Here is an 18,104-nt window from a genome sequence, read left to right on the forward strand (position 1 = left end):
GGGGGCGATGCACTAGCCACCGGCCTCCTGGGCCTTCAACAACTGCATCTGCTGGCGATACTCCGCCGTAACCTGCCGCGCCTGCTCAGGGTTGTTCACCACCTTGGGGGTGATCAGCACGATCAGTTCGGTACGGTCGCGGCCCTTCGAGTCGCTGCCGAACAACCAACCCAGCCCTGGAATGCTCGACAGCCAGGGCACTCGGGTTTGCGAACTGCTGTTGTCCTGCTTGATCAAGCCGCCCAGCAACACCGTCTGGCCACTCTGCACTGCCACCTGGGTCGACACCGCCCGACTGGAGATTCGCGGATTGGGCTGGGTGTCGGTGACGGCACTGTCATCGGCATCGCTGACCTGTTGCTGGATATCCATGTACACCAGGCCACCTGGGTTGATTCGCGGCACCACGTCGAGAATGACACCCGTCTGCACGTACTCGACACTGCTCAGCGTGGTATCGGAGGTGCTGGTGTTCACCGTGGTCTGGTTGATCGGCACGTTGTCACCGACCTGGATCTGCGCCTGCTGGTTGTTCAGCACCACCAGCGAGGGTGCCGAGAGCACCTGGGTCAGGCCGCGGGTTTCCAGGGCGCGTAGCGCCACCTGCAGGTTGTTGCTGACGAACGAATAGAACAGCGAGCTGCTGCCCAGTGCGACTCCGCCCGCGCCGAGTGCGCCTTGGCTGCCACTTTCGTTGGCGACGGTATCGCTGGTCGAGTTGCCCGCCAGGCGGCCCAGGTACCACTGCACGCCAAGGTCGAGGTCACCGGTAAGCTTCACCTCCAGGATGCGGGTTTCGATCTGCACCTGCAACGGAGGCGTGTCCAGGCGCTTGACCGCCGATTCGATCTCCTTCCATTGAGCTGGTCTGGCGCGTACCAGCAACTGGTTGCTGCCTTTCTGCGCGGTGATGCGCACGGTCGCTTCCAGGCTCTGGCCCGCGCTGCCTTCGGTATCATCCGTGGCACCCTGCGTTTGATCATCGCTGGATGGCTCGTCGAACGCCTCGCTGTGCTGCTCCTGGTTGCCGACAGTGGTCAGGGACTGACTGCCGGTGCCATTGAGCGAGGTCAGGCTGGTGGTCTTCAAGCCAGGGGCGACCTTGGCCGGGGTGTCATCCGCGACCTTGCCCGAGCCATAGATCTGCCGCAGGTAGCGGGCCAGGTCGGCGGCCTTCATGTTGCGCACGTCGTACACGTAGAGCTGTGGCTCGTTGCCACCGCCTTCGTCGATGGTGCGGATCCAGTCGCCCACTTCCTGCAGGTACTCCGGTTGCGCCGAGATCGCCACGATCGAATTGGTGCGCTCATTGGGCATGAACCTGACCATATCGGCCAACGGCATGCCGCTGTCGGGGCCGAACAGCTTCTGCAGCTGCGGCATCAGCTCGGCCACCGATGCCCGCTGCAGCCCGTAGACGCCAATCGACATGCCCTTGAGCCAATCGACATCGAAGGTGTCGATCGTGTCCTGATAGTTGGTGAGCTCCTGCGGCGTACCGGCCAGGCTGATTACGTTGCGGGCCGGGTCGACCAGCAGGAAGGCGTTCTCGCGCACGAACGGTTGCAACAGCTTGCGCATTTCGTTCGCGCCGATGTAGCGCAGCGGGAACAACCTGGCCGACAGGCCCGAAGGCGGCTGTTGCACCGCAGTGTCGGGCACCAGCTTGCCGGCGACGGCTTGGCTGGCGGGCAGAATGACGTAACGCTCGCCCTGGCGGATCATCGCGTTGTCGGTCCAGGACAACAGCGTTTCCAGGATCGACAGGGCTTGCTGCTTGTTGACGGGCTTGGAGGTCGAGAAGCTGACGCTGCCTTTCACACCCTCGCTGATGCTGTAGTTCTCGTGCAGCAGGTCGCCCATCACGCTGTTGATCACCGCTTCGATAGGCTGGTCGGTGAAGTTGAAGACGATGTCGCCTTGTTCGGTGTCCTGCGCGGGCGTGCGGGCGCGGGTAGGGCGTACGAAATGCTGGTTACCCTGGCGGATAGAGCGTGTCGGCGCCGTGTGCACGCTTGCCGACGGCGGCTCGCTCGTGGCCATGCCGGGTGAGCTGAGGCCTGTGAGCGGCGGGGGAGCGTCCGCGCCCGCCAAGGCTTCCTGCATCAGGCTGGGGTCGGTCTGCAGGGGCTGCTCGGAGAGGGCGCAGCCAGCGAGGCTGATGGCAACACCCAGGCCCAGCAAGGGGGCGCGCAACGGCAAGAGAGAGGCGTGAAAAAGAACGTGCTTGGTCATGGAGTCGTCGTACGCGGAAGAATGAGGGCGGGGACCTTGGATGGCGGTGCCAGGCGCAGCCGGGGCAGGTCGAGGGTCTGGACCTTGCCGTCGCGGGCGAAGGTGGCGCTGGTGCCGTCGAGGTGGGTCAGGGTCCAGCCGTTGTCCAGCGTCTGGCCCAGGGCGAGCTTGCTGACCGGCTTGCCGGCTTCGTGCAGGTAGATGTAATGCACGCCGCTGCCCATCATCACCCCGACCAGGGTCAGGTTGGAAAGCGCAGGCACCTTGGCCCCGAGGCGCTGTGGATCGGGCTGGCGGTCGGGGCTGAACAGCGGGTGGGTCCAGGTGCCGGCGCGCAGCGCCTGCGTTAGCTCGGGCATCACCGCAGGTGCCGCCAGGTCAATGGACCGAGGCGCCTCGGCATGCGTCAGCCAGTGTGGCTCGAGGGGGCTCCAGGCGACCCAGGCCAGGGCTGCGAGCGCGGCGATGTTGCACACCAGGAGTGGCTTGCTGGAGGCGGTCAATTTCATTCGGCACCTCGCCCACGCATGTAGCCGCGAATCAGTAGCTGCACGTCCAGGCGCCCGGCACTGCCATGGGCAGGCGCCGACGCGCTGCGGCGCACGCTCAACTGGTCGACGAACAGCGCCGGTTGGCTGTATTCCAGGGCGTGCAGCAGGGCGGCCAAGGGCTCGATGGCGCAATTGAGCGTGAGGCTCACCTTCACCTGGCGGTACGGCTCGGGCTGCGCTGCCCCTGGTTCGCCCGGCGCCACGGGCATGCGTTGGGTCACCTCGCAGCCTGGGCCGAGCGCGGCCTGGCGGGCGACCTGCCGGGTGGCGTACTGCATCAGGTCGGCGGCCGCTGCGTTGGCGTCGTCGCCCGGCAGCAGGCTATTGCCCTTGGCGGCGCTGGCCTTGCTACGTTCGAGCTGGGCCTGGAGTTGGGGCGCTTGCTCGATCAGGCTGGCGTAGTGACGCTGCTGCTCGCGCAGGGTAGCGGCTTGGTCGTCGAGTTCGCGCAAGGGGGCGAGCAACAGGCTTTCGACCAGCAAGTACCAGGCGGCCCACAGCACCAGACCCAGCACGCCCAGTGCCACGATACGACGCTCTCTAAGGTTGAGCGGGCGCATGCGCGGCCTCCTTCAGTTGCGCGGAAATGACAAAGCGATCGTGACCGGTGGCCTTGTCGGCCAGGATCACACCCTGGAAGCGGGCGTGTTCGAGGGTGTGGCAATCCTTCATGGCATTGAGCAGTTCGCTGGCATGGCTACTCTGGCCCGCCAGCGTCACGTGCACGCCGTCTTCCAGTTGCAGGCGCTCGACCCAGGTGTCGTTGCCCAGGCAAGCGCTGATGTCGGCCAGCAGCGCGGTCAGCGTCGGACGCTGGATCTTGAGCCCAGCCAGGTAATGCGTTGCGCCGACTGTGGTGTCCAGGGTCTGGCGCAACTGTTGCACCGCTCGCACGGCTTGCCGTTGCTCGTTGACCGTTTGCTGCATGGCCGCGACGGTGGCTTGGCGCCGGTCCAGGCAGGCAGCGGCCAGCGCCACCAGGCTGAGTACGCAGCCAAGCCAAAGCCAGCGGTCGAGTCGTCCAGGGGAGGGGTGCCAGGTTTCGCTGCCTTGAGGCAGCAGGTCGATACCCAGGCGTTTGTCCTCACGCGTGGTCACGTCGATGGCGATCAGCTGCAGGCCCCGCGCGCGGCAGGCCTGCAGCATGGAGGCCAGAGCGGCGCGGGCGACAGCCACCAGTTCGATGTCGGCGTGGGGCGCGTGCCGGTGCACCACTCGGGCAACGAAGTGCACCTGGTCTGCAGGGTAGGGCGTGTACTTGTCGATTTCGTAAGCCAGCACCTCATCGAGGTTGCGTGTTGCCGCGAGGGGCAGGCTCAGGTGCTGTCGCATCACCTGGTGCTCCGCCAGGACCAGCACCACCGGTCGGGAGGCCTGGCAGTGATCGGGTAATGGCCAGCCGAGCAACTGGCTGGCATCGCGACGGGTCAGTCGCCCAGCCAGTGTCGCAGGGAGCATGGCGAGCAACTCTTCGAGCCAGGCATGCAACCAACGTCGGGCCGTGCTGCGGCGCCACTGTGCACGCCAGTACAGGCGATGCCGGGCGAGGGCGACGACGCAGCGCTTGAACAGGGCGTTCATTCGCGCCACCTGAGTACGCGATAGGGCTTGCCACCGGCATAGCCCGGTAGCAAGACCACGGTGGCCTGGAGCTCGGCGCCCAACCCATTGGTCCGCCTGGCGATGCTGGTGATGGTGACCAGCTTGCCAGCGTCGGCGCCGGGCCCGGCCCGTCTGGGCAGGCCGAGCACTTGGGCCAGGCTGGGCGGAGCGAGGCCAGGGTCCGGTTCGGCGTTGCCTGACCAGATCGTGACCCAGGGCAGGGTGCGCTGGTACACGGCGTAGGTCATGCCGGGCAACTGGCGATATTCTTCGAGCATTCGCAGAGGTACCTTGTTACGCCTCGTCCTTAAAGCCTGGGTTACGCGTTTCGCGTCTTCGCTGCTAGCGCCGCCTGCGCGCAGCAGTTTCTCGAGGTGGTGCAGGGATCCTGCATTGAGGTCCAGCTTGCCGCGCTCGCTGATCACACTCACCTGCAGCGTGCTGTGGTTGAACTGCACGGCATGCTCGCGGCCATCGGCGAGCCAGCCTGATGGGCCGGCACGCAATAGGTTGACCACGGCCAGCTCCAGCCCCGCCTGGGCTGTCAGCACCGCGTCGGTCTGATTGCTGCGCCAGATTGCCTGGCGCTGCTGCAGTTGCACCGACATCGCCAGGCCTCCCAGCAGTACGCTGAGCAGGCCGATCACCCACAGCACCAGCAATAAAGCTGCGCCACGCTGGAGCCGCTTCATGGCCGGCCACCATCGCCGCTGAGGTCCAGTAGCAGGTTGACCTGCAACGTGGGCCAGGGCGTGGCGCCGACCTGCTCGAGATCGATGCGTACCGAACGCGGCAGGCGCTCCGGCCAAGGCCATTCGCTCAGCCAGCCGGTGGCCTTGCCCAGCGGTGAGTAGCCGCGATAGTGCAGGCGCAGGCTGCGCACGCCGTCGAGCAAGCGCTGTGGCGTGCCCCAGGGCTCTACGCGCTGGGCGTTCAACTCGGCCAATTGCAGTTCGAGGTGCTCGCCGCGCAGTCGCAGGCGCTGGCGATGCAGGCCGCCCCCTACCGAGCTGGGCAGCGGGGCATAGAAGGTCATGGCGTCGGCATGGCCCTCGAAGGTGACGGTGTGTTCGCCGCTTGCGCTTCTGCCGCTCAGGGGCAACATCTGGCCTACCGCCTGGCGCAGGAAGCGTTGCGTGGCCCGTCGCTGGTCCAATGTACCGCTGTAGCGCTCAGCCTTGGCCACCACGCGGTTGGCACCTACCAAGGCGGTACCGACCAGTCCCAGCAGCAACCCCAGCAAGCTGATCACCAGCAGTACTTCGAGCAGGGTAAAGCCAGCCTGGCGCCTCATGGGCCATTGCTCTCGGTGCGTGCACGCAAGGTGCTGTAGTGCGAGGTCTGCCGCCCTTCGTTCAGCGTCAGGTCCAGTCGGTAGAGCGCGACCTGGCCAGGCACGGCCTGGTCCAGTGAGACATCGAGGTGCCACTCAAGGCCCTGCCAGTTACCGCTGGTATGCCCTGGCTGCAGGGTAGCGAGGTCGAAGTCGTCCATCAGCGAGCGGGCCACCGTTGCGTGCCGGTCGTTGCGCTCGACCTGGCGCAGACTCTGGCTGCTCTGGGCGAACGCCCCCAGCAGGATCGACGCGGCCACCACCATCAAGGTGATGGCAGCGAGCATTTCCAGCAGGGTGAAGCCACGCTGCGTGTTCATGGCTGCGCCTTCAGGGTGACATTGCCTGTGAGCCAGTTGACGTCGATGCGCCAGTGCGCCGTATCACGGCTGATCTGGATATTGCCACCGCTGGCCGCGCCATCGGGGTAGAACTCGAATGCTGCGCCCAGCGTCTGGGCGGTGTTCAGGCGGACGGTGAAGGCGTCTGGCCATTGCACGGCTTTACGGCCCGGCATCATCGCACGGCGTTGCGCCAGGTCGAACGTGGCGCGTACCGGCTCGCCGCTGGCAATGGCCTGGACCCGGGCACTGCGCAGGGTGGCGACCATCTCGTTCAACGCGCTGCGCTCGCTTGCGCCTTGCAAACCACGGCCAATGCCGACCGCCAGCAGCGGCAGGGCCACCGCCAGGAGGGCAATGACCACCAGCAGTTCGAACAAGGTGAAGCCGCGCTCGCGTGCAGGGGCCATGGTTACTGCCAGCTACCCACGTCGGCGTTGTAGCCCTCGCCGCCGGGCCGGCCGTCCTGGCCCAGAAACACCAGGTCGAAGGAGCCGTGCTTACCGGGCGCCTGGTATTCGAAGGGGTGGCCGAACGGGTCGAGCAGGTCGGATGGCTTGGCATAGGGGCCTGCCCAGGCGCCTGCCGCCGCCGGCTTGTGCAGCAGCTGTTCGAGGCTGGCAGGTGGGGCGCCGACATCCAGCGCGTAGCTGTCGACTTTCATGCTGAGGCTGGCCAATTGCGCTTTGCCCGCGCCGTACTTGCCCTTGTCGACGTTACCGCCGACCTGCCGCACGACAATGGTCGCGACTATCCCCAGCAGTACGATGACTGCAAGCATTTCGAGCAGGGTGAAACCCGCTTGGCGGGCGTGAGAGGTAGGGTGCGAACGCATGGGAGGTTTCCTAGAGGGTACTTGTGAGGCTCATGAGCGGCAGCATGATCGCCAGCATGATCGCCGCGACCAGTACCGCCATGACGATGGTCAGGGTCGGTACCAGGGCGGCGAGCAGGCGCTCGATCAGGCGTTTGGCTTCGAGGTCGAACATGTCGGCGACCTTGAGCAGCATTGGCCCGAGGCGGGCGGAGTGTTCGCCCACCTCGATCATCTGAATGGCCAGCGCCGGCAGCATCGGTTCGTCCGCCAGGGCGTGGGCGAGGCTGGCGCCTTGCTTGACCTGTTGGGTGACGCGCTCGACATGCCTGCGCAGTGCGTGGTTGGCACTGACGTCGCGGCTGATGGTCAGGGCCGCAAGCAGGGTGACGCTGTTGCTCAGCAGGATGCCCAAGGTGCGTGCCAAGCGGGCGGTTTCGAGGCGCTGGAGCAGGGGGCCTGCCACGCGGCTACGCCACAGGCGCAAGTCCTGGGCGATACGTCGCTGCGGCTGGCGGCGCGCGGCGAGCGACAAGCATGGCCCGCCGACCAGTACGGCCAGGCAGGCCAGGCCCCAGTTGGCGGTGAACGCACCCAGGCCCAGCACCGCTCGGGTCACCCACGGGATCGGCACGCCCAGGTCCTGGAAGATGGGCACGAACTGGGGCACGACATAGCCGAGCAACAGGCCCAGCGATCCAATCACGCCCGCGACCAGGAACCCGGGATAGATCAGCGCGTTGATCACTTCGCCGCGCAACGTGTGGCTGCGCTCGAGATAGCCCGCCAGTTGCGTCAAGGTCTCTTCGAGCACCCCGGCAGCTTCGCCGGCGCGGACCAGGCTGGTGAAGAACGCCGGAAAACTGCCGGGGTGCTGCTCCAGCGCGCGGGATAACGACTGGCCGCTTTTGACATCGTCGCGCACACGCTCGAGCAGCGCCTTCGCCGCCGGCCTGCGGACATGCTTGAGCAGGGTGGCCAGGGCCTTGTCCAGTGGCTGCCCGGCACCGACCAGCGTGGTCAGCTGTTGGGTAAAGGTAATCAGCTCGACAGGGGTGAACTGCCCATGCCCGCGGCTCCAGCGTAGCAGGGGCCGTCCGCGCTTGATCTGCAACACCAGCAAGCCGCGCTGCTGCAGCAGGTGCGCAGCGCCACCTCGGTCGGCGGCTTCCAGCTCGCCGCGCTGCTCGCGCCGCTCGATGTCCAGGGCACGGTAGGTAAAGATCGGCAAATCAGTCACTCCCTGTAACGCGTAGCACTTCTTCCAATGAGGTGATACCGGCCAGCGCCTGGCGCAGTCCCTCCTCGCGCAAGGTGATCAGGCCCTTGGCGCGGGCCGCAGCTTCCAGGCTGGTGGCGTCCGCGTGGCGCATCAGCAGGCTGCGCAGGTCGTCATCCATCACCAGCAGTTCGGTGATTGCGCTGCGTCCGTGGTAGCCGCCCCCGATGGCATGCTCGTCGGCCCGATAGAGCATGATCGGACGCTGCTCGGTAAACCGCGCCAGTTGGTGGCGCCGCACGAGTTCGGCGGGTGCCTCGAAGGCGATCCGTGTGGCCGGGTCGAGGCGCCGCACCAGTCGCTGGGCCAACACGCCTTGCAAGGTCGAAGCCAGCAGGTAGCCTTCGACCCCCATGTCCAGCAGCCGGGTGATGCTGGCGGCGGCGCTGTTGGTGTGCAGCGAGGACAGTACCAGGTGACCGGTGAGCGACGACTGGATGGCGATGCGGCAGGTTTCCAGGTCGCGCATCTCGCCGATCATGATCACGTCCGGATCCTGCCGTACGATCGAGCGCAACGCCGTGGCGAAACCCAAGCCAATCGATGGCTTCACCTGAATCTGGTTGATGCCGGTGAGCTGGTACTCGACCGGATCTTCGACCGTGATGATCTTGCGTTCCGCGGTGTTCAAGCCCGCCAGTGCGGTATACAGGGTGGTTGTCTTGCCCGAGCCGGTCGGGCCGGTGACCAGGAAAATGCCATGGGGGCGCGCCAGCAGCTGGCGTATTCCGTGCAGGGTCGGGCCGTCGATACCGAGGGTGGCGAAATCGAAACTGACGTTCTGTCGGTCGAGCAGCCGCATCACCACGGACTCACCGAAACTGGTCGGAACCGTGGACACCCGCAAGTCCAGCTCATGCCCCTGGATACGCAGCATGATCCGACCGTCCTGGGGGAGGCGCCGCTCGGCAATATCCAGGCGAGCCATGATCTTCAGTCGCGAGATGACCGCTGCCGCGTATCCGCTGGGTGGCGCCTCGCCTTCGATCAATACGCCGTCGACGCGGTAGCGCACCTTCAACTGGCTCTCGAACGGTTCGACGTGGATGTCCGACGCACGCAGCGCTACCGCCCTTTGCAGCATCAGGTTGACCAACCGGATGACCGGAGCCTCCGAAGCGAGGTCCTTGAGATGCTCGATGTCCCCTTCGGCAACGGTGTCGTCATCCAGCGCCTCGATCAGCGCGCCCATTGCCGTACGGCCATCGCCATGAGCCTGTTCGATCAGTGTGGAAACCTGTTCGGCGGTGGCCACTACCACCTGCAGCGACTTGCCCGCCTGATAGGCGAGGGCGTCGAGTGCATAACCGGACAGCGGCACCGCGGCTGCCACACGCAATTGCCCAGCCTGCTCGCCCAATGCGATGACGCCATAGTGACGGGCAAACCGTTCGGGTGTGCTCGCGCTCGGCTGCACCGGCTCGTCGGTGAGCCGTGGAGTGGCCAGCAGCTGTGAATACGCGGTTGCCATTTGCTCATCCTTTACGGCACCGAGACGCAGAAGCGTGCGAAGTTTTTCGTTATCCGCCATGCCCTGGGCCACCCCCAAACGAGTGGCTCTTAGTATGTCTGCAGGTTGTAACGCACCCGCCTTCAACAGCCACTCACATATATCGTCAGCACTGGGGAGTTGTATATTCATGTGGTGGCTTATTGCAATTAGTGGCTATTTGGCGGCGCACTGCCATTGTTGAAGTAAAGAGTTGCTGGAGAATACGTCGTTGTCTTTTCTAGTGCAACAGAGTGTTTTAGAGGGTAAATCGGCTAATTCTTTGTGGGTATTTTACGGGGCTGCCAGAGCTTAGCAGATTACTAAACCTAGTCGCAACTAGGTTTAGTGGATGGTTGGAAATTGCTATGAACAATGAAAAAAAGCAAGAAAATCGCATTCACAAATGGTTTATAAGGATTTAATTCAACAATTACTGGGTTAGTTTGATTTTGTTCATCTTCAAAATATTCGTTTAGCAATTGTTTTTACTCGTATTTTCCCAATATTTCGACCGTGCTCTCTGACAATTCTCCGTTGGACTTGAACTTTTTTGACGAGCACTCAGACTTAGCCCCCGATCAGACCTGGGCCCAGGGCCGATCACCTATTTCATATTTCTTCACTCGAGAACTATTCGATGAATAGACGATTGCTGTCATTCGCCGGCGCGGCGCTCATTGCCACTCATTTGAGTGTCAGTGCTGGCTCTTTGGATGACGCGGCCCAACAGGCTGATAATCCAAGAGCCCAGCTTGAGGCTCAACGTGACCGCTTGACCGGGGCAGACCAGGTGGGGCACGCCCGCAGTACGGCGAACGACTGGATCGACACCCCGGTCGATACCCAAGACACGCCGAAACAGGAGAGCCGGCCATGACGCTCAAGCACACCCTGGGGTTGGGCCTGGTGGCGCTGGGTGCCATGCATGCCTCGGCGACGCTGGCAGCCGCGCCGCGCAGCGGCAACGAAGTGGAGGCACGCGTCAGCTCCATCCTGGACAACATGAACACCTCGGAGAAAATCAATTTCACCCGGGTCAACGATGGGCACATGATCCCCTCGCTGAGCAAGTGGGGTATCCAGGGTACCGTCGCCTATGACTCGTCGATGGGCGTGCACGTCAACAACGCCACGTTCGGAGCGCAGTACCCTTCACAGTCGGCGCTGGCGGCCGCGTGGAGCATCAACCGGGCCAAGGAGTTCGGCTTGGCCATCGGCTATGGGACGCGAATATCGGGCGGGCAGCAGATGCTTTCGCCTGGGGTGAACCTGTATCGCACCCCCTACAATGGGCGTTCCGCCGAATACATGAGCGGTGAGGATCCCTTCCTCGGCGCCGTGCTTGCACCGGCCGTGGTCAACGGCATCCAGGCCCAGGGCATCCAGGCCAGCGGCAAGCACTACCTGGCCAACGAACAGGAAGCCAACCGCCAGGCGGTGAACGTCATCGCCGATGAGCGCACCCTGCGAGAACTGTATCTGCCTGGCTTCGAGTCGATGGTAAAGAACGCCAACGTGGCTTCGATCATGTGCGGCTTCAACAAGGTCAACGGTGACTACGCCTGTGAGAACCATCACCTGATCACCGAGATTCTCAAGGGTGAATGGGGTTACCAGGGCATGGTGATCAGCGACTTCAACGCTATCCACGACGCGTTCAAGGGCGCCTGGGCCGGGACCGACATCGACATGCCGTCTGGCCTGCAATTCACCGAGGCCAACCTGCTGCCGTACTTGTGGAGCGGTCAGCTCACCCAGAACGTGATCGACGACAAGGTCAAGCGCAACCTGCGTGCAGTGGTCAGCTACGACTTCCAGGAGCATCAGAACATCGCGCAGACCCTGGAGCACACCGAGTATGGCCAGCGGGCGGCGTTGAACCTGGCGCGTGAGTCCATCGTGTTGCTGCGCAACAGCGACACCGCCGCTGGCAAGCCGCTGCTGCCACTGGCGCGCAGTGCCAAGGTCGCGGTGATCGGTGACTGGGCCAGCCAGCCACCGGCATCGCCGTTCGGCACCGCCAACTCGCCGCCAAACAGCTATGTCACGGAACTCAGCGGCCTGCAGCAACTGGCATCGAGCAGCAGCAACGTCACCTATCTGTCCGCGCTGAGCCTGAACCCGAAGACCTCGGTCTGGTACCAGCCTGCTTCGGACAAGAGCGCGGTGAGCAACGCCGGGGTCAAGGCGCAGTACTTCAGCAACAGCACGCTGAGTGGGTCGCCGACCCTGACCCGGGTAGAGCCGGGGGTCAACCTGAACTGGACCACCAGTACCAACGAGACCAACACCGGCTCGACCGTGGTGTCCGGCTTCAGCCCGACGGCGGGTGCGTTCTCCGCCCGCTTCAGCGCGACGATCAAGCCGACGGTGTCCGGTGCCCAGGTGTTCAAGGTGCGCGCCGATGGCCCTTACAAGCTTTGGGTAGACGACAAGCTGGTACTGGAGAGCGACGGCGTGCCGTACTCCTCCGATGTGGTCAATGCCCTTACCACTTCCGGCAAGACCGCCGCGCTGGCGGCGGGCAAATCGTACGCCGTGAAGCTCGAGTACCGCCGCGTGCAAGGCAACTTCACGCCAGCGCTGGGCGGGCTGGCCGGGGTACAGATGAGCTGGGCGGCGCTGCGTCCACCTAAGGACATTGCCAGCTACGACGCCGTGGTCATCGCCACCGGCAGCAATTATGAAAACGAAGGCGAGGGCGCCGACCATGGCTACGACCTGCCGGACCAACAGGCCGAGCTGATCAGCCAGGTGACCAAGGCCAACCCGAACACCATCGTGGTCATGCATGGCGGTGGCATCGCCAATATGCAGCCGTGGGCGAAGAAGGTCGGCGCCAGCTTGCAGGCGTGGTTCCCAGGGCAGCAGGGTGGTCAGGCGTTGGCTGAGATCCTGTATGGCAAGGTCAATCCTTCGGGCAAGTTGCCGGTGACCATCGACAAGCGGATCGAGGACAACCCCAGCTATGCGTCGTACCCGGACCCGGCAGCCTATCGTGGCGACGATCCATTGACCGAAATGACCTACAGCGAAGGTCTCTACCTTGGCTACCGCGGGTATGACAAGCAGCATGCGAAGCCGCTGTACCCGTTCGGCTTTGGCTTGTCGTACACCACGTTCGGCTACTCGGACCTGGCCCTGTCGAGCAACGTGCTGACGCCGGGCAACACCGTGGACGTCAAGTTCACCCTGACCAACACCGGGGACAAAGCGGGCTTCGAAGTGGCGCAGCTGTATGTGCAGCCGATCGATCCCCAGGCCGAGCGGCCGAAGAAGGAGCTCAAGGGCTTCACCAAGGTCTATCTCGAGCCGGGTGAGAGCAAGACCGTGAGCTTGCCGATCGACTCGCGGTCGCTGGCCTACTTCGTGCAGAACACCGACAGCTGGGACGTCGACGCCGGCAAATTCAAGATCTGGGTAGGGCCGGACTCGGCGCACCTGACATTGCAGCGCACCTTGCTCACGCTGATGCCGCAGCACCTCACCACGCGCGACAGCAACCCGTTGCCGGCACCGCTACAAGCGGCAGTGCAGGTCAGCGAGTCGCAGGCGTATTGATGCATCCCCGGCGCACGGAGGCGCCGGACTTCAGGGGCGAATGCTGCTCGCCAGACGTTGCAGGTAGGCGTCGAAGGTCGCTTCGACGTCGATCTGTTCGGGGGCGCGCAGCCATTGGATCTGCAGGCCGTCCATGACCGCGAACAGCTCGGTGGCCAGCGCCTTGAGGTCCAGGCCCGGGCGCAATTGCCCATGTTCTGCGAGCAACTGCAGGTGCGCCTGGGCGTGGCCGTGGGCCATCGCGAACTTTTCCGTGTACCAGGGGAAGGCGGGGTGTGCTTCGGACAGGCTCTCGACATTGATCATCATCGACGCCTGGCACTCGGCCTGGCTTTGCACGCTGAAGGCCATGCTGGTGCGGGCGAATGCCAGGAAGCTGTCCAGCGTGGGGGACAGTTCCAGCTCGGCGAATTTTTCGGTAACGCGCTGATCACGTCGGTCGATCAGCGCCTTGAGCAGTGAGACCTTGTTGGGGAAGTGATGCAGCAGGCCAACCGTGGTGATGCCGGCGATTTCCGCAACGTCCCGCATGGAGGCCGCGGCGTAGCCGTCCTTGGCGAATACCGTGGTCGCTGCATCGAGCAGTGCGGCGCGGCGCATCTCGCCTTTTGGCGCGCGGCGACGTTTGGTTGGCGTGGTTGCGATCGCCTCAAGGGGATCCTGACCTGACATAAACCCTCTTCGGAGCGTCGTGTAAGGGGCCGCCGCCAGTGACGGCGGCGAGGTCAGGGATTATGACAAAGATTGCCGACGCGTGCGCAGGCGCTGCACGGGGGCGCAGGTCAGGCGCCGCCTTTCATCCGCCGTGCCACCAGGTATAGGGCCAGGCCCGCCAATGCCGTGGCGGCTCCGATATAGCCGGTGCTGGTCCAGCCCATACCGGCGCTGATGGCCATGCCACCGAACCACGGCCCCAGTGCGTTGGCCAGGTTGAAGGCGGCGTGGTTGGATGCGGCGGCAAGGCTTGGCGCTTCGTGGGCAATGTCCATCAGGCGGATCTGCAGCGGCGCGGCGAGGGCGATCATGGTGCCGACCAGGGCGATGCCCAGCAGCAGCGACCATAGCGCGCTGGCGGCGAAGGTGAAGAACAGCAGCACTGCGGTAGACCACACCAGCACCAGGCCCACGGCACGGAACTGCAGGGTGTCGAACAGCTTGCCGCCAGCGATGTTGCCAACGATACCGCCGAGGCCGAAGGCTGCCAGCCCGACCGGGATCCACTGTGGCGAGACCTTGGTGACTTCCAGCATGGTCGGCGCCAGGTAGCTGAATACGCAGAACATCCCGGCAAAACCGATGGCGGCGATGGACAACGCCATCCACACCTGCGGCAAGCGGAAGGCCTGGAGTTCCTTGCGTGGGTCGCTGCGCACTTCGTCATGGCGTTGCGGCACGAAACGCCAGACCGAGGCGATGGTGCAGACGGCGATAAGGCCCACCAGGACGAATGCCGAGCGCCAGCCGAAGAACTGACCGAGGAAGGTGGCGATCGGGTTGCCCAGCAGCATGGCCAGGGTCAGGCCCATCATCACCCGCGCAACCGCGCCGGCCCGCTGGTGGCTGGGCACCATGCTCGACGCCACCACTGCAGCAATGCCAAAGTAGGCGCCGTGGGGCAGGCCGCTGATGAAGCGGAAGGCGACCAGGCCAAAGTACGAAGGGGCCAGCGCCGTGGCCAGGTTGCCGATGGCATACAGCGCCATCAGCAGAAGCAGCAAGTGCTTGCGCAGCAGTTTGGCTCCGAGGATGGCCAGCGCCGGCGCACCGACCATCACGCCCAGGGCGTAGGCGCTGATGGCATGGCCGACCTGGGGTTCGCTCAGGTTGAGGTTGTGCGCGATATCGGGCATCAAGCCCATGATGGAGAACTCACCGGTGCCGATGGCGAAGCTCCCCAGGGCCATGGCGGCTTCCATCTTGACCACCGTGCTCTTGGACGGGGCGAGCGGTGGCGCTTCATGAACTGACATCTGGATCCTTATCGAAATACGCTGAAACAATAAAGCAGGGATTCTAGACGCTTGGCGTCTGGCTCGTCGAGAAGGGATGGCAGGCGGATGGCACCGGCTTGGCCGGCATTCGCGGCGGTTCGGCGCCCCGATAAACCCGCTCCTACAGGTGCGGCACCGGTCCGGGCATCGGTGAAAGTCCTAGGCACCGCCAGTGCTTAAGTCAGCCGCTGCCCATCCAGGCTCCTGGCCAGCCCGCCAAACTGCTGGGCCGGTTCCACGTAGCGCAATGCCGACTTCAAATCCTGCCAGCCCACATATTCCATCAACGTCTTGATGTCCCACCCCGAGCTCGCCGCCCAGGTGGCGAACCCGCGACGCATCGAGTGCGCGCTGTAGAGTCGCGAAGGCAGACCGCAGCGCTCGAGGGTGCCGCGCAACAAGGGAATCAAGCTGTGTGCCGCCAGCGCCCGCTCGCTGACATTGCCCCACCGGTCGATGGCCCGAAACACCGGGCCGTGGGCGATACCCGCCACTTCGATCCAGTCCAGGTAGGCCTCCACCGGGCAGAGCTTGGTGAGCGACGGCGTGCGGTACTCACGCCCAACATGCTGGCGATCACCCTTGCTGTGCGCCAGGTAGAAGCGAATGCCCACGCCGCGCTCGGCATGGGTGTTCTCAACGGTCAACCGCGCCAGTTCGTCACCCCGAAATCCACGCCAGAAGCCAATGGTCAGCAGGGCGATGTCCCGGGCCGCCTTGAGCCGTCCGTGAAGGTCGCCGATGCTGCGCGCTTGCTTGGCTTCGGCCTGCAAATGCCCAACTGCCTTCTCCAGCTGCAGCAAGGGCAGGGGAGCGGCCTGTTTCTGCTGCACCGGGTGCAGCACACGGATGCCCTTGAGCAACTGCCTGACCCTGGGCACCTTGGTCGGGTCGGGGAAGCCATGGCTCTGGTGCCAGTTGGCCAGCGCGGCGAGGCGCTGCTTGAGCGTGCTGATGGCGAGTTGGTCGGCGTACTCGGCGATATAGCGGACCACGGCTTCGCTGGTCGCGGGCAGGAATCCGCCCCACACCACCTCGAAATGATGAAGGGCCGCTGCGTAGCTTTTGGTGGTGTTCTGTCGAACACTCGCCGCAAGGTACTTGTCTGCCTTGTCCATCCAACCTGCCTCGCCTATCGCCACGCCAATTCCAGCCAGCAGTGTACCTTTTTCTGTCTTGGCTAGAGCCCCAGGGCCTGCAGATCTGCGATCATGCCCGTGCGTTGAAACGAGAGAAAACACATGCTGAGCGTGAAGAGCCTGGTTGCCATCGACCAGCTGAAACTGGAAGTTGCCGCCGGCATGGGCGGGATTGGCCGGGTCATCAACTGGGCGCATACCGTGGACCTGCCCGATCCCTGGCGCTGGGTGTCGCCGGGCGACCTGGTGATGACCACGGGTGTCGGCCTGCCAGAGGATGCGCAGGCGCAAGTACAGTGGCTGCAGCAACTGGTGCAGAGCAACCCCAGCGCATTGGTGATCGCCCCGCGCGCTGATGCACCGCTGCTCTCCCAGGCCATGCTGGAGGCCGCCGATCAGTTGCTGTTCCCGGTGCTGCGGGCCAGCTTCGAGCTGGAGTTCGTCAAGCTTTCGCACTGTGTGATCGAGAGCGTGCTGCAGGCCCAGCGCGACCGCTTCAATGCCAGCGAGCGGCTGTTCCAGACCTACGCCGAAGCCTTGCGCAAAACGCCGGACATGGCGGGCCGCCTGGCCATACTGGCCGAAACCCTGGACATGGACCTGGCCATCGAGGATGCGGTAGGGGGCGTGGTTATCGTGCCAGGGCAACAGGTTACGGAGCCGACCACCCAGGCGCCGGAGCGTATCCCGATCGGCGGCCGATCGCGGGTTAACTTGCTGTTGGGGCGCGGCGCCAGGCGCACTCAGGACGACTCGATCCTGGTGCGCTCGTTGATCGGCCTGCTGGCCGTGGAGTTCGAGCGATTGATGATCAACCGTGACCAGCAACGTGAAGAGGGCGCGGCCTTGCTACGCACGTTGCTGGATACCACGGAGCTTGCGCTGGCGCTGCCGATGCTCGAACGTCGGGGCCTTGCCGGGACCTTGGTGAGCCTGGTGATTCAACCAGGGCCGGATGGCCCCTGGACGGCGCAAGAGGTGCATCATGCACCGCCATTCCATGGCGTGTGCCCGTTGCTGTCCGAGGAAAAGGGTTTGTTGTTGGCGATCAGCTGCGACGACCCCGGCATCATCGACGCGCTTGTGCACAATCTCGGAGCGGGCACGGTCATCGGTATCAGCGGGGCGATCGGCGCCGCGGCCGGTATGCGCGAGAGTTTCCGCCAGGCGCGCATGGCCCTGACACAGGCCCATGAGCTGGGCAGATCGATACTGCGCTATGGCGAGGCCGAGGTCGGATTGATCATGGCGCCCAAGTCGCTGGCCGAGGCGCGGGCATTGGTCGGGCGCTATCTCGGCCCCCTGATCGAGCACGATCGCGTGCAAGGGGCCGCGCTGCTGGCAACGCTGATGGCCTTTTTGAACAATGACGGGAACTGGAAGATGACCGCGTTCGACCTGGGCATCCATCGTCAGACCCTGGTCTATCGGTTGAAGCTGGTGGAGCAACTGACCGGCATCAAGCCGACGACCACCCAGGGCATTGCGCGGTTCTGGATTGCCATCGAGGCCGGCAGGCACAACGACCTGTTCGACCAGAATTGACGCCAAAGCCAGCTCCCACAGGTACAACTGCGATTTTGGCAACGGTGAAGACCCTGTAGGAGCGGGCCTGCCCGCGAAGCAGACGCCGCGGTGCATGGCACCGGCTTCGCCGGTGTTCGCGGGCAAGCCCGCTCCCACAGGTGCGGCGCAGGCCTTGGCAGTTGTGAAGATCCTGTAGGAGCGGGTTTACCCGCGAAGCAGACGCCGCGGTGCATGGCACC

17 protein-coding genes are annotated in these 18,104 nt (G+C 64.4%); 3 read left to right on the top strand and 14 right to left on the bottom strand.

What is annotated here, in order from left to right:
- Positions 1–12: 12 nt before the first annotated feature.
- The 11 genes from gspD to gspE are packed head-to-tail and all read right to left on the bottom strand — an operon-like array spanning position 13 to position 9,797.
- Positions 13–2,235 carry a type II secretion system secretin GspD gene (gene gspD / locus E6B08_RS13850; protein ID WP_136914538.1) on the bottom strand — a complete coding sequence of 741 codons (2,223 nt, stop codon included), beginning with the start codon at positions 2,233–2,235 and terminating at the stop codon, positions 13–15.
- Positions 2,232–2,744, bottom strand: a complete 513-nt coding sequence (locus E6B08_RS13855; RefSeq protein WP_136914539.1) for a general secretion pathway protein GspN — start codon at positions 2,742–2,744, stop codon at positions 2,232–2,234. The genes gspD and E6B08_RS13855 overlap by 4 nt, the downstream gene beginning before the upstream one ends.
- The gene (gene gspM, locus E6B08_RS13860; protein ID WP_136914540.1) at positions 2,741–3,346 is read right to left on the bottom strand and encodes a type II secretion system protein GspM; all 606 of its coding nucleotides are present in this window, start codon (positions 3,344–3,346) and stop codon (positions 2,741–2,743) included. The genes E6B08_RS13855 and gspM overlap by 4 nt, the downstream gene beginning before the upstream one ends.
- Positions 3,327–4,367, bottom strand: a complete 1,041-nt coding sequence (locus tag E6B08_RS13865) for a PilN domain-containing protein (RefSeq protein ID WP_136914541.1) — start codon at positions 4,365–4,367, stop codon at positions 3,327–3,329. Before E6B08_RS13865 ends, gspM begins: the two co-directional genes overlap by 20 nt.
- Positions 4,364–5,080 carry a general secretion pathway protein GspK gene (locus E6B08_RS13870; protein WP_136914542.1) on the bottom strand — a complete coding sequence of 239 codons (717 nt, stop codon included), beginning with the start codon at positions 5,078–5,080 and terminating at the stop codon, positions 4,364–4,366. Before E6B08_RS13870 ends, E6B08_RS13865 begins: the two co-directional genes overlap by 4 nt.
- Positions 5,077–5,682, bottom strand: a complete 606-nt coding sequence (locus tag E6B08_RS13875; protein ID WP_136914543.1) for a prepilin-type N-terminal cleavage/methylation domain-containing protein — start codon at positions 5,680–5,682, stop codon at positions 5,077–5,079. Before E6B08_RS13875 ends, E6B08_RS13870 begins: the two co-directional genes overlap by 4 nt.
- Positions 5,679–6,041, bottom strand: coding sequence for a type II secretion system protein (locus E6B08_RS13880; protein ID WP_136914544.1), 363 nt, complete (start codon positions 6,039–6,041; stop codon positions 5,679–5,681). Before E6B08_RS13880 ends, E6B08_RS13875 begins: the two co-directional genes overlap by 4 nt.
- Positions 6,038–6,472, bottom strand: a complete 435-nt coding sequence (locus tag E6B08_RS13885) for a GspH/FimT family pseudopilin (RefSeq protein ID WP_136914545.1) — start codon at positions 6,470–6,472, stop codon at positions 6,038–6,040. Before E6B08_RS13885 ends, E6B08_RS13880 begins: the two co-directional genes overlap by 4 nt.
- A gap of 2 nt (positions 6,473–6,474) precedes the next feature.
- Entirely contained in the window at positions 6,475–6,897 is a 423-nt protein-coding gene (gene gspG / locus E6B08_RS13890; RefSeq protein ID WP_136914546.1) for a type II secretion system major pseudopilin GspG, read from the bottom strand.
- A gap of 10 nt (positions 6,898–6,907) precedes the next feature.
- A complete protein-coding gene (locus E6B08_RS13895) occupies positions 6,908–8,107 on the bottom strand; it encodes a type II secretion system F family protein (protein ID WP_136914547.1) in 1,200 nt (399 codons plus the stop codon).
- 1 nt (position 8,108) lies between these two features.
- The gene (gene gspE / locus E6B08_RS13900; protein WP_136914548.1) at positions 8,109–9,797 is read right to left on the bottom strand and encodes a type II secretion system ATPase GspE; all 1,689 of its coding nucleotides are present in this window, start codon (positions 9,795–9,797) and stop codon (positions 8,109–8,111) included.
- Between the two features lie 487 nt (positions 9,798–10,284).
- On the opposite strand from gspE, the gene E6B08_RS13905 reads away from it, so the two are divergent.
- Complete coding sequence (locus E6B08_RS13905; protein WP_136914549.1) at positions 10,285–10,524, top strand: hypothetical protein; 240 nt, start codon at positions 10,285–10,287, stop codon at positions 10,522–10,524.
- Positions 10,521–13,208 (top strand): beta-glucosidase, encoded by a 2,688-nt coding sequence (locus E6B08_RS13910; RefSeq protein WP_136914550.1) that lies wholly within the window; start codon positions 10,521–10,523, stop codon positions 13,206–13,208. The genes E6B08_RS13905 and E6B08_RS13910 overlap by 4 nt, the downstream gene beginning before the upstream one ends.
- A 30-nt stretch (positions 13,209–13,238) precedes the next feature.
- On the opposite strand, the gene E6B08_RS13915 is transcribed toward E6B08_RS13910, so the two are convergent.
- The 3 genes from E6B08_RS13915 to E6B08_RS13925 all read right to left on the bottom strand — a co-directional run bounded on the left by E6B08_RS13915 (position 13,239) and on the right by E6B08_RS13925 (position 16,317).
- On the bottom strand, positions 13,239–13,808 hold the full coding sequence (locus E6B08_RS13915; protein WP_238349332.1) for a TetR/AcrR family transcriptional regulator: 570 nt from the start codon (positions 13,806–13,808) through the stop codon (positions 13,239–13,241).
- 182 nt (positions 13,809–13,990) lie between these two features.
- A complete protein-coding gene (locus tag E6B08_RS13920; protein WP_192938663.1) occupies positions 13,991–15,178 on the bottom strand; it encodes an MFS transporter in 1,188 nt (395 codons plus the stop codon).
- Between the two features lie 197 nt (positions 15,179–15,375).
- A complete protein-coding gene (locus E6B08_RS13925; RefSeq protein WP_192938664.1) occupies positions 15,376–16,317 on the bottom strand; it encodes a site-specific integrase in 942 nt (313 codons plus the stop codon).
- Positions 16,318–16,440: 123 nt separating this feature from the next.
- Between E6B08_RS13925 and E6B08_RS13930 the strand changes: the two genes are divergently transcribed.
- Complete coding sequence (locus tag E6B08_RS13930) at positions 16,441–17,883, top strand: PucR family transcriptional regulator (RefSeq protein WP_136914553.1); 1,443 nt, start codon at positions 16,441–16,443, stop codon at positions 17,881–17,883.
- The last annotated feature ends 221 nt before the right edge of the window (positions 17,884–18,104 follow it).

The organism is Pseudomonas putida (genome assembly GCF_005080685.1).
GTDB classification, from domain to species: Bacteria; Pseudomonadota; Gammaproteobacteria; order Pseudomonadales; family Pseudomonadaceae; genus Aquipseudomonas; species Aquipseudomonas putida_V.

Bases quoted from the DNA above. Each gene is read 5' to 3' on its own strand.
- E6B08_RS13910 (WP_136914550.1), top strand. From the start codon at position 10,521: ATGACGCTCAAGCACACCCTGGGGTTGGGCCTGGTGGCGCTGGGTGCC.
- E6B08_RS13865 (WP_136914541.1), bottom strand. From the start codon at position 4,367: ATGAACGCCCTGTTCAAGCGCTGCGTCGTCGCCCTCGCCCGGCATCGC.
- E6B08_RS13870 (WP_136914542.1), bottom strand. From the start codon at position 5,080: ATGAAGCGGCTCCAGCGTGGCGCAGCTTTATTGCTGGTGCTGTGGGTG.
- E6B08_RS13905 (WP_136914549.1), top strand. From the start codon at position 10,285: ATGAATAGACGATTGCTGTCATTCGCCGGCGCGGCGCTCATTGCCACT.
- E6B08_RS13885 (WP_136914545.1), bottom strand. From the start codon at position 6,472: ATGGCCCCTGCACGCGAGCGCGGCTTCACCTTGTTCGAACTGCTGGTG.
- gspG (WP_136914546.1), bottom strand. From the start codon at position 6,897: ATGCGTTCGCACCCTACCTCTCACGCCCGCCAAGCGGGTTTCACCCTG.
- E6B08_RS13875 (WP_136914543.1), bottom strand. From the start codon at position 5,682: ATGAGGCGCCAGGCTGGCTTTACCCTGCTCGAAGTACTGCTGGTGATC.
- gspM (WP_136914540.1), bottom strand. From the start codon at position 3,346: ATGCGCCCGCTCAACCTTAGAGAGCGTCGTATCGTGGCACTGGGCGTG.
- E6B08_RS13880 (WP_136914544.1), bottom strand. From the start codon at position 6,041: ATGAACACGCAGCGTGGCTTCACCCTGCTGGAAATGCTCGCTGCCATC.
- E6B08_RS13915 (WP_238349332.1), bottom strand. From the start codon at position 13,808: ATGCGCCGCGCCGCACTGCTCGATGCAGCGACCACGGTATTCGCCAAG.
- E6B08_RS13930 (WP_136914553.1), top strand. From the start codon at position 16,441: ATGCTGAGCGTGAAGAGCCTGGTTGCCATCGACCAGCTGAAACTGGAA.
- E6B08_RS13925 (WP_192938664.1), bottom strand. From the start codon at position 16,317: ATGGACAAGGCAGACAAGTACCTTGCGGCGAGTGTTCGACAGAACACC.
- gspD (WP_136914538.1), bottom strand. From the start codon at position 2,235: ATGACCAAGCACGTTCTTTTTCACGCCTCTCTCTTGCCGTTGCGCGCC.
- E6B08_RS13855 (WP_136914539.1), bottom strand. From the start codon at position 2,744: ATGAAATTGACCGCCTCCAGCAAGCCACTCCTGGTGTGCAACATCGCC.
- gspE (WP_136914548.1), bottom strand. From the start codon at position 9,797: ATGAATATACAACTCCCCAGTGCTGACGATATATGTGAGTGGCTGTTG.
- E6B08_RS13920 (WP_192938663.1), bottom strand. From the start codon at position 15,178: ATGTCAGTTCATGAAGCGCCACCGCTCGCCCCGTCCAAGAGCACGGTG.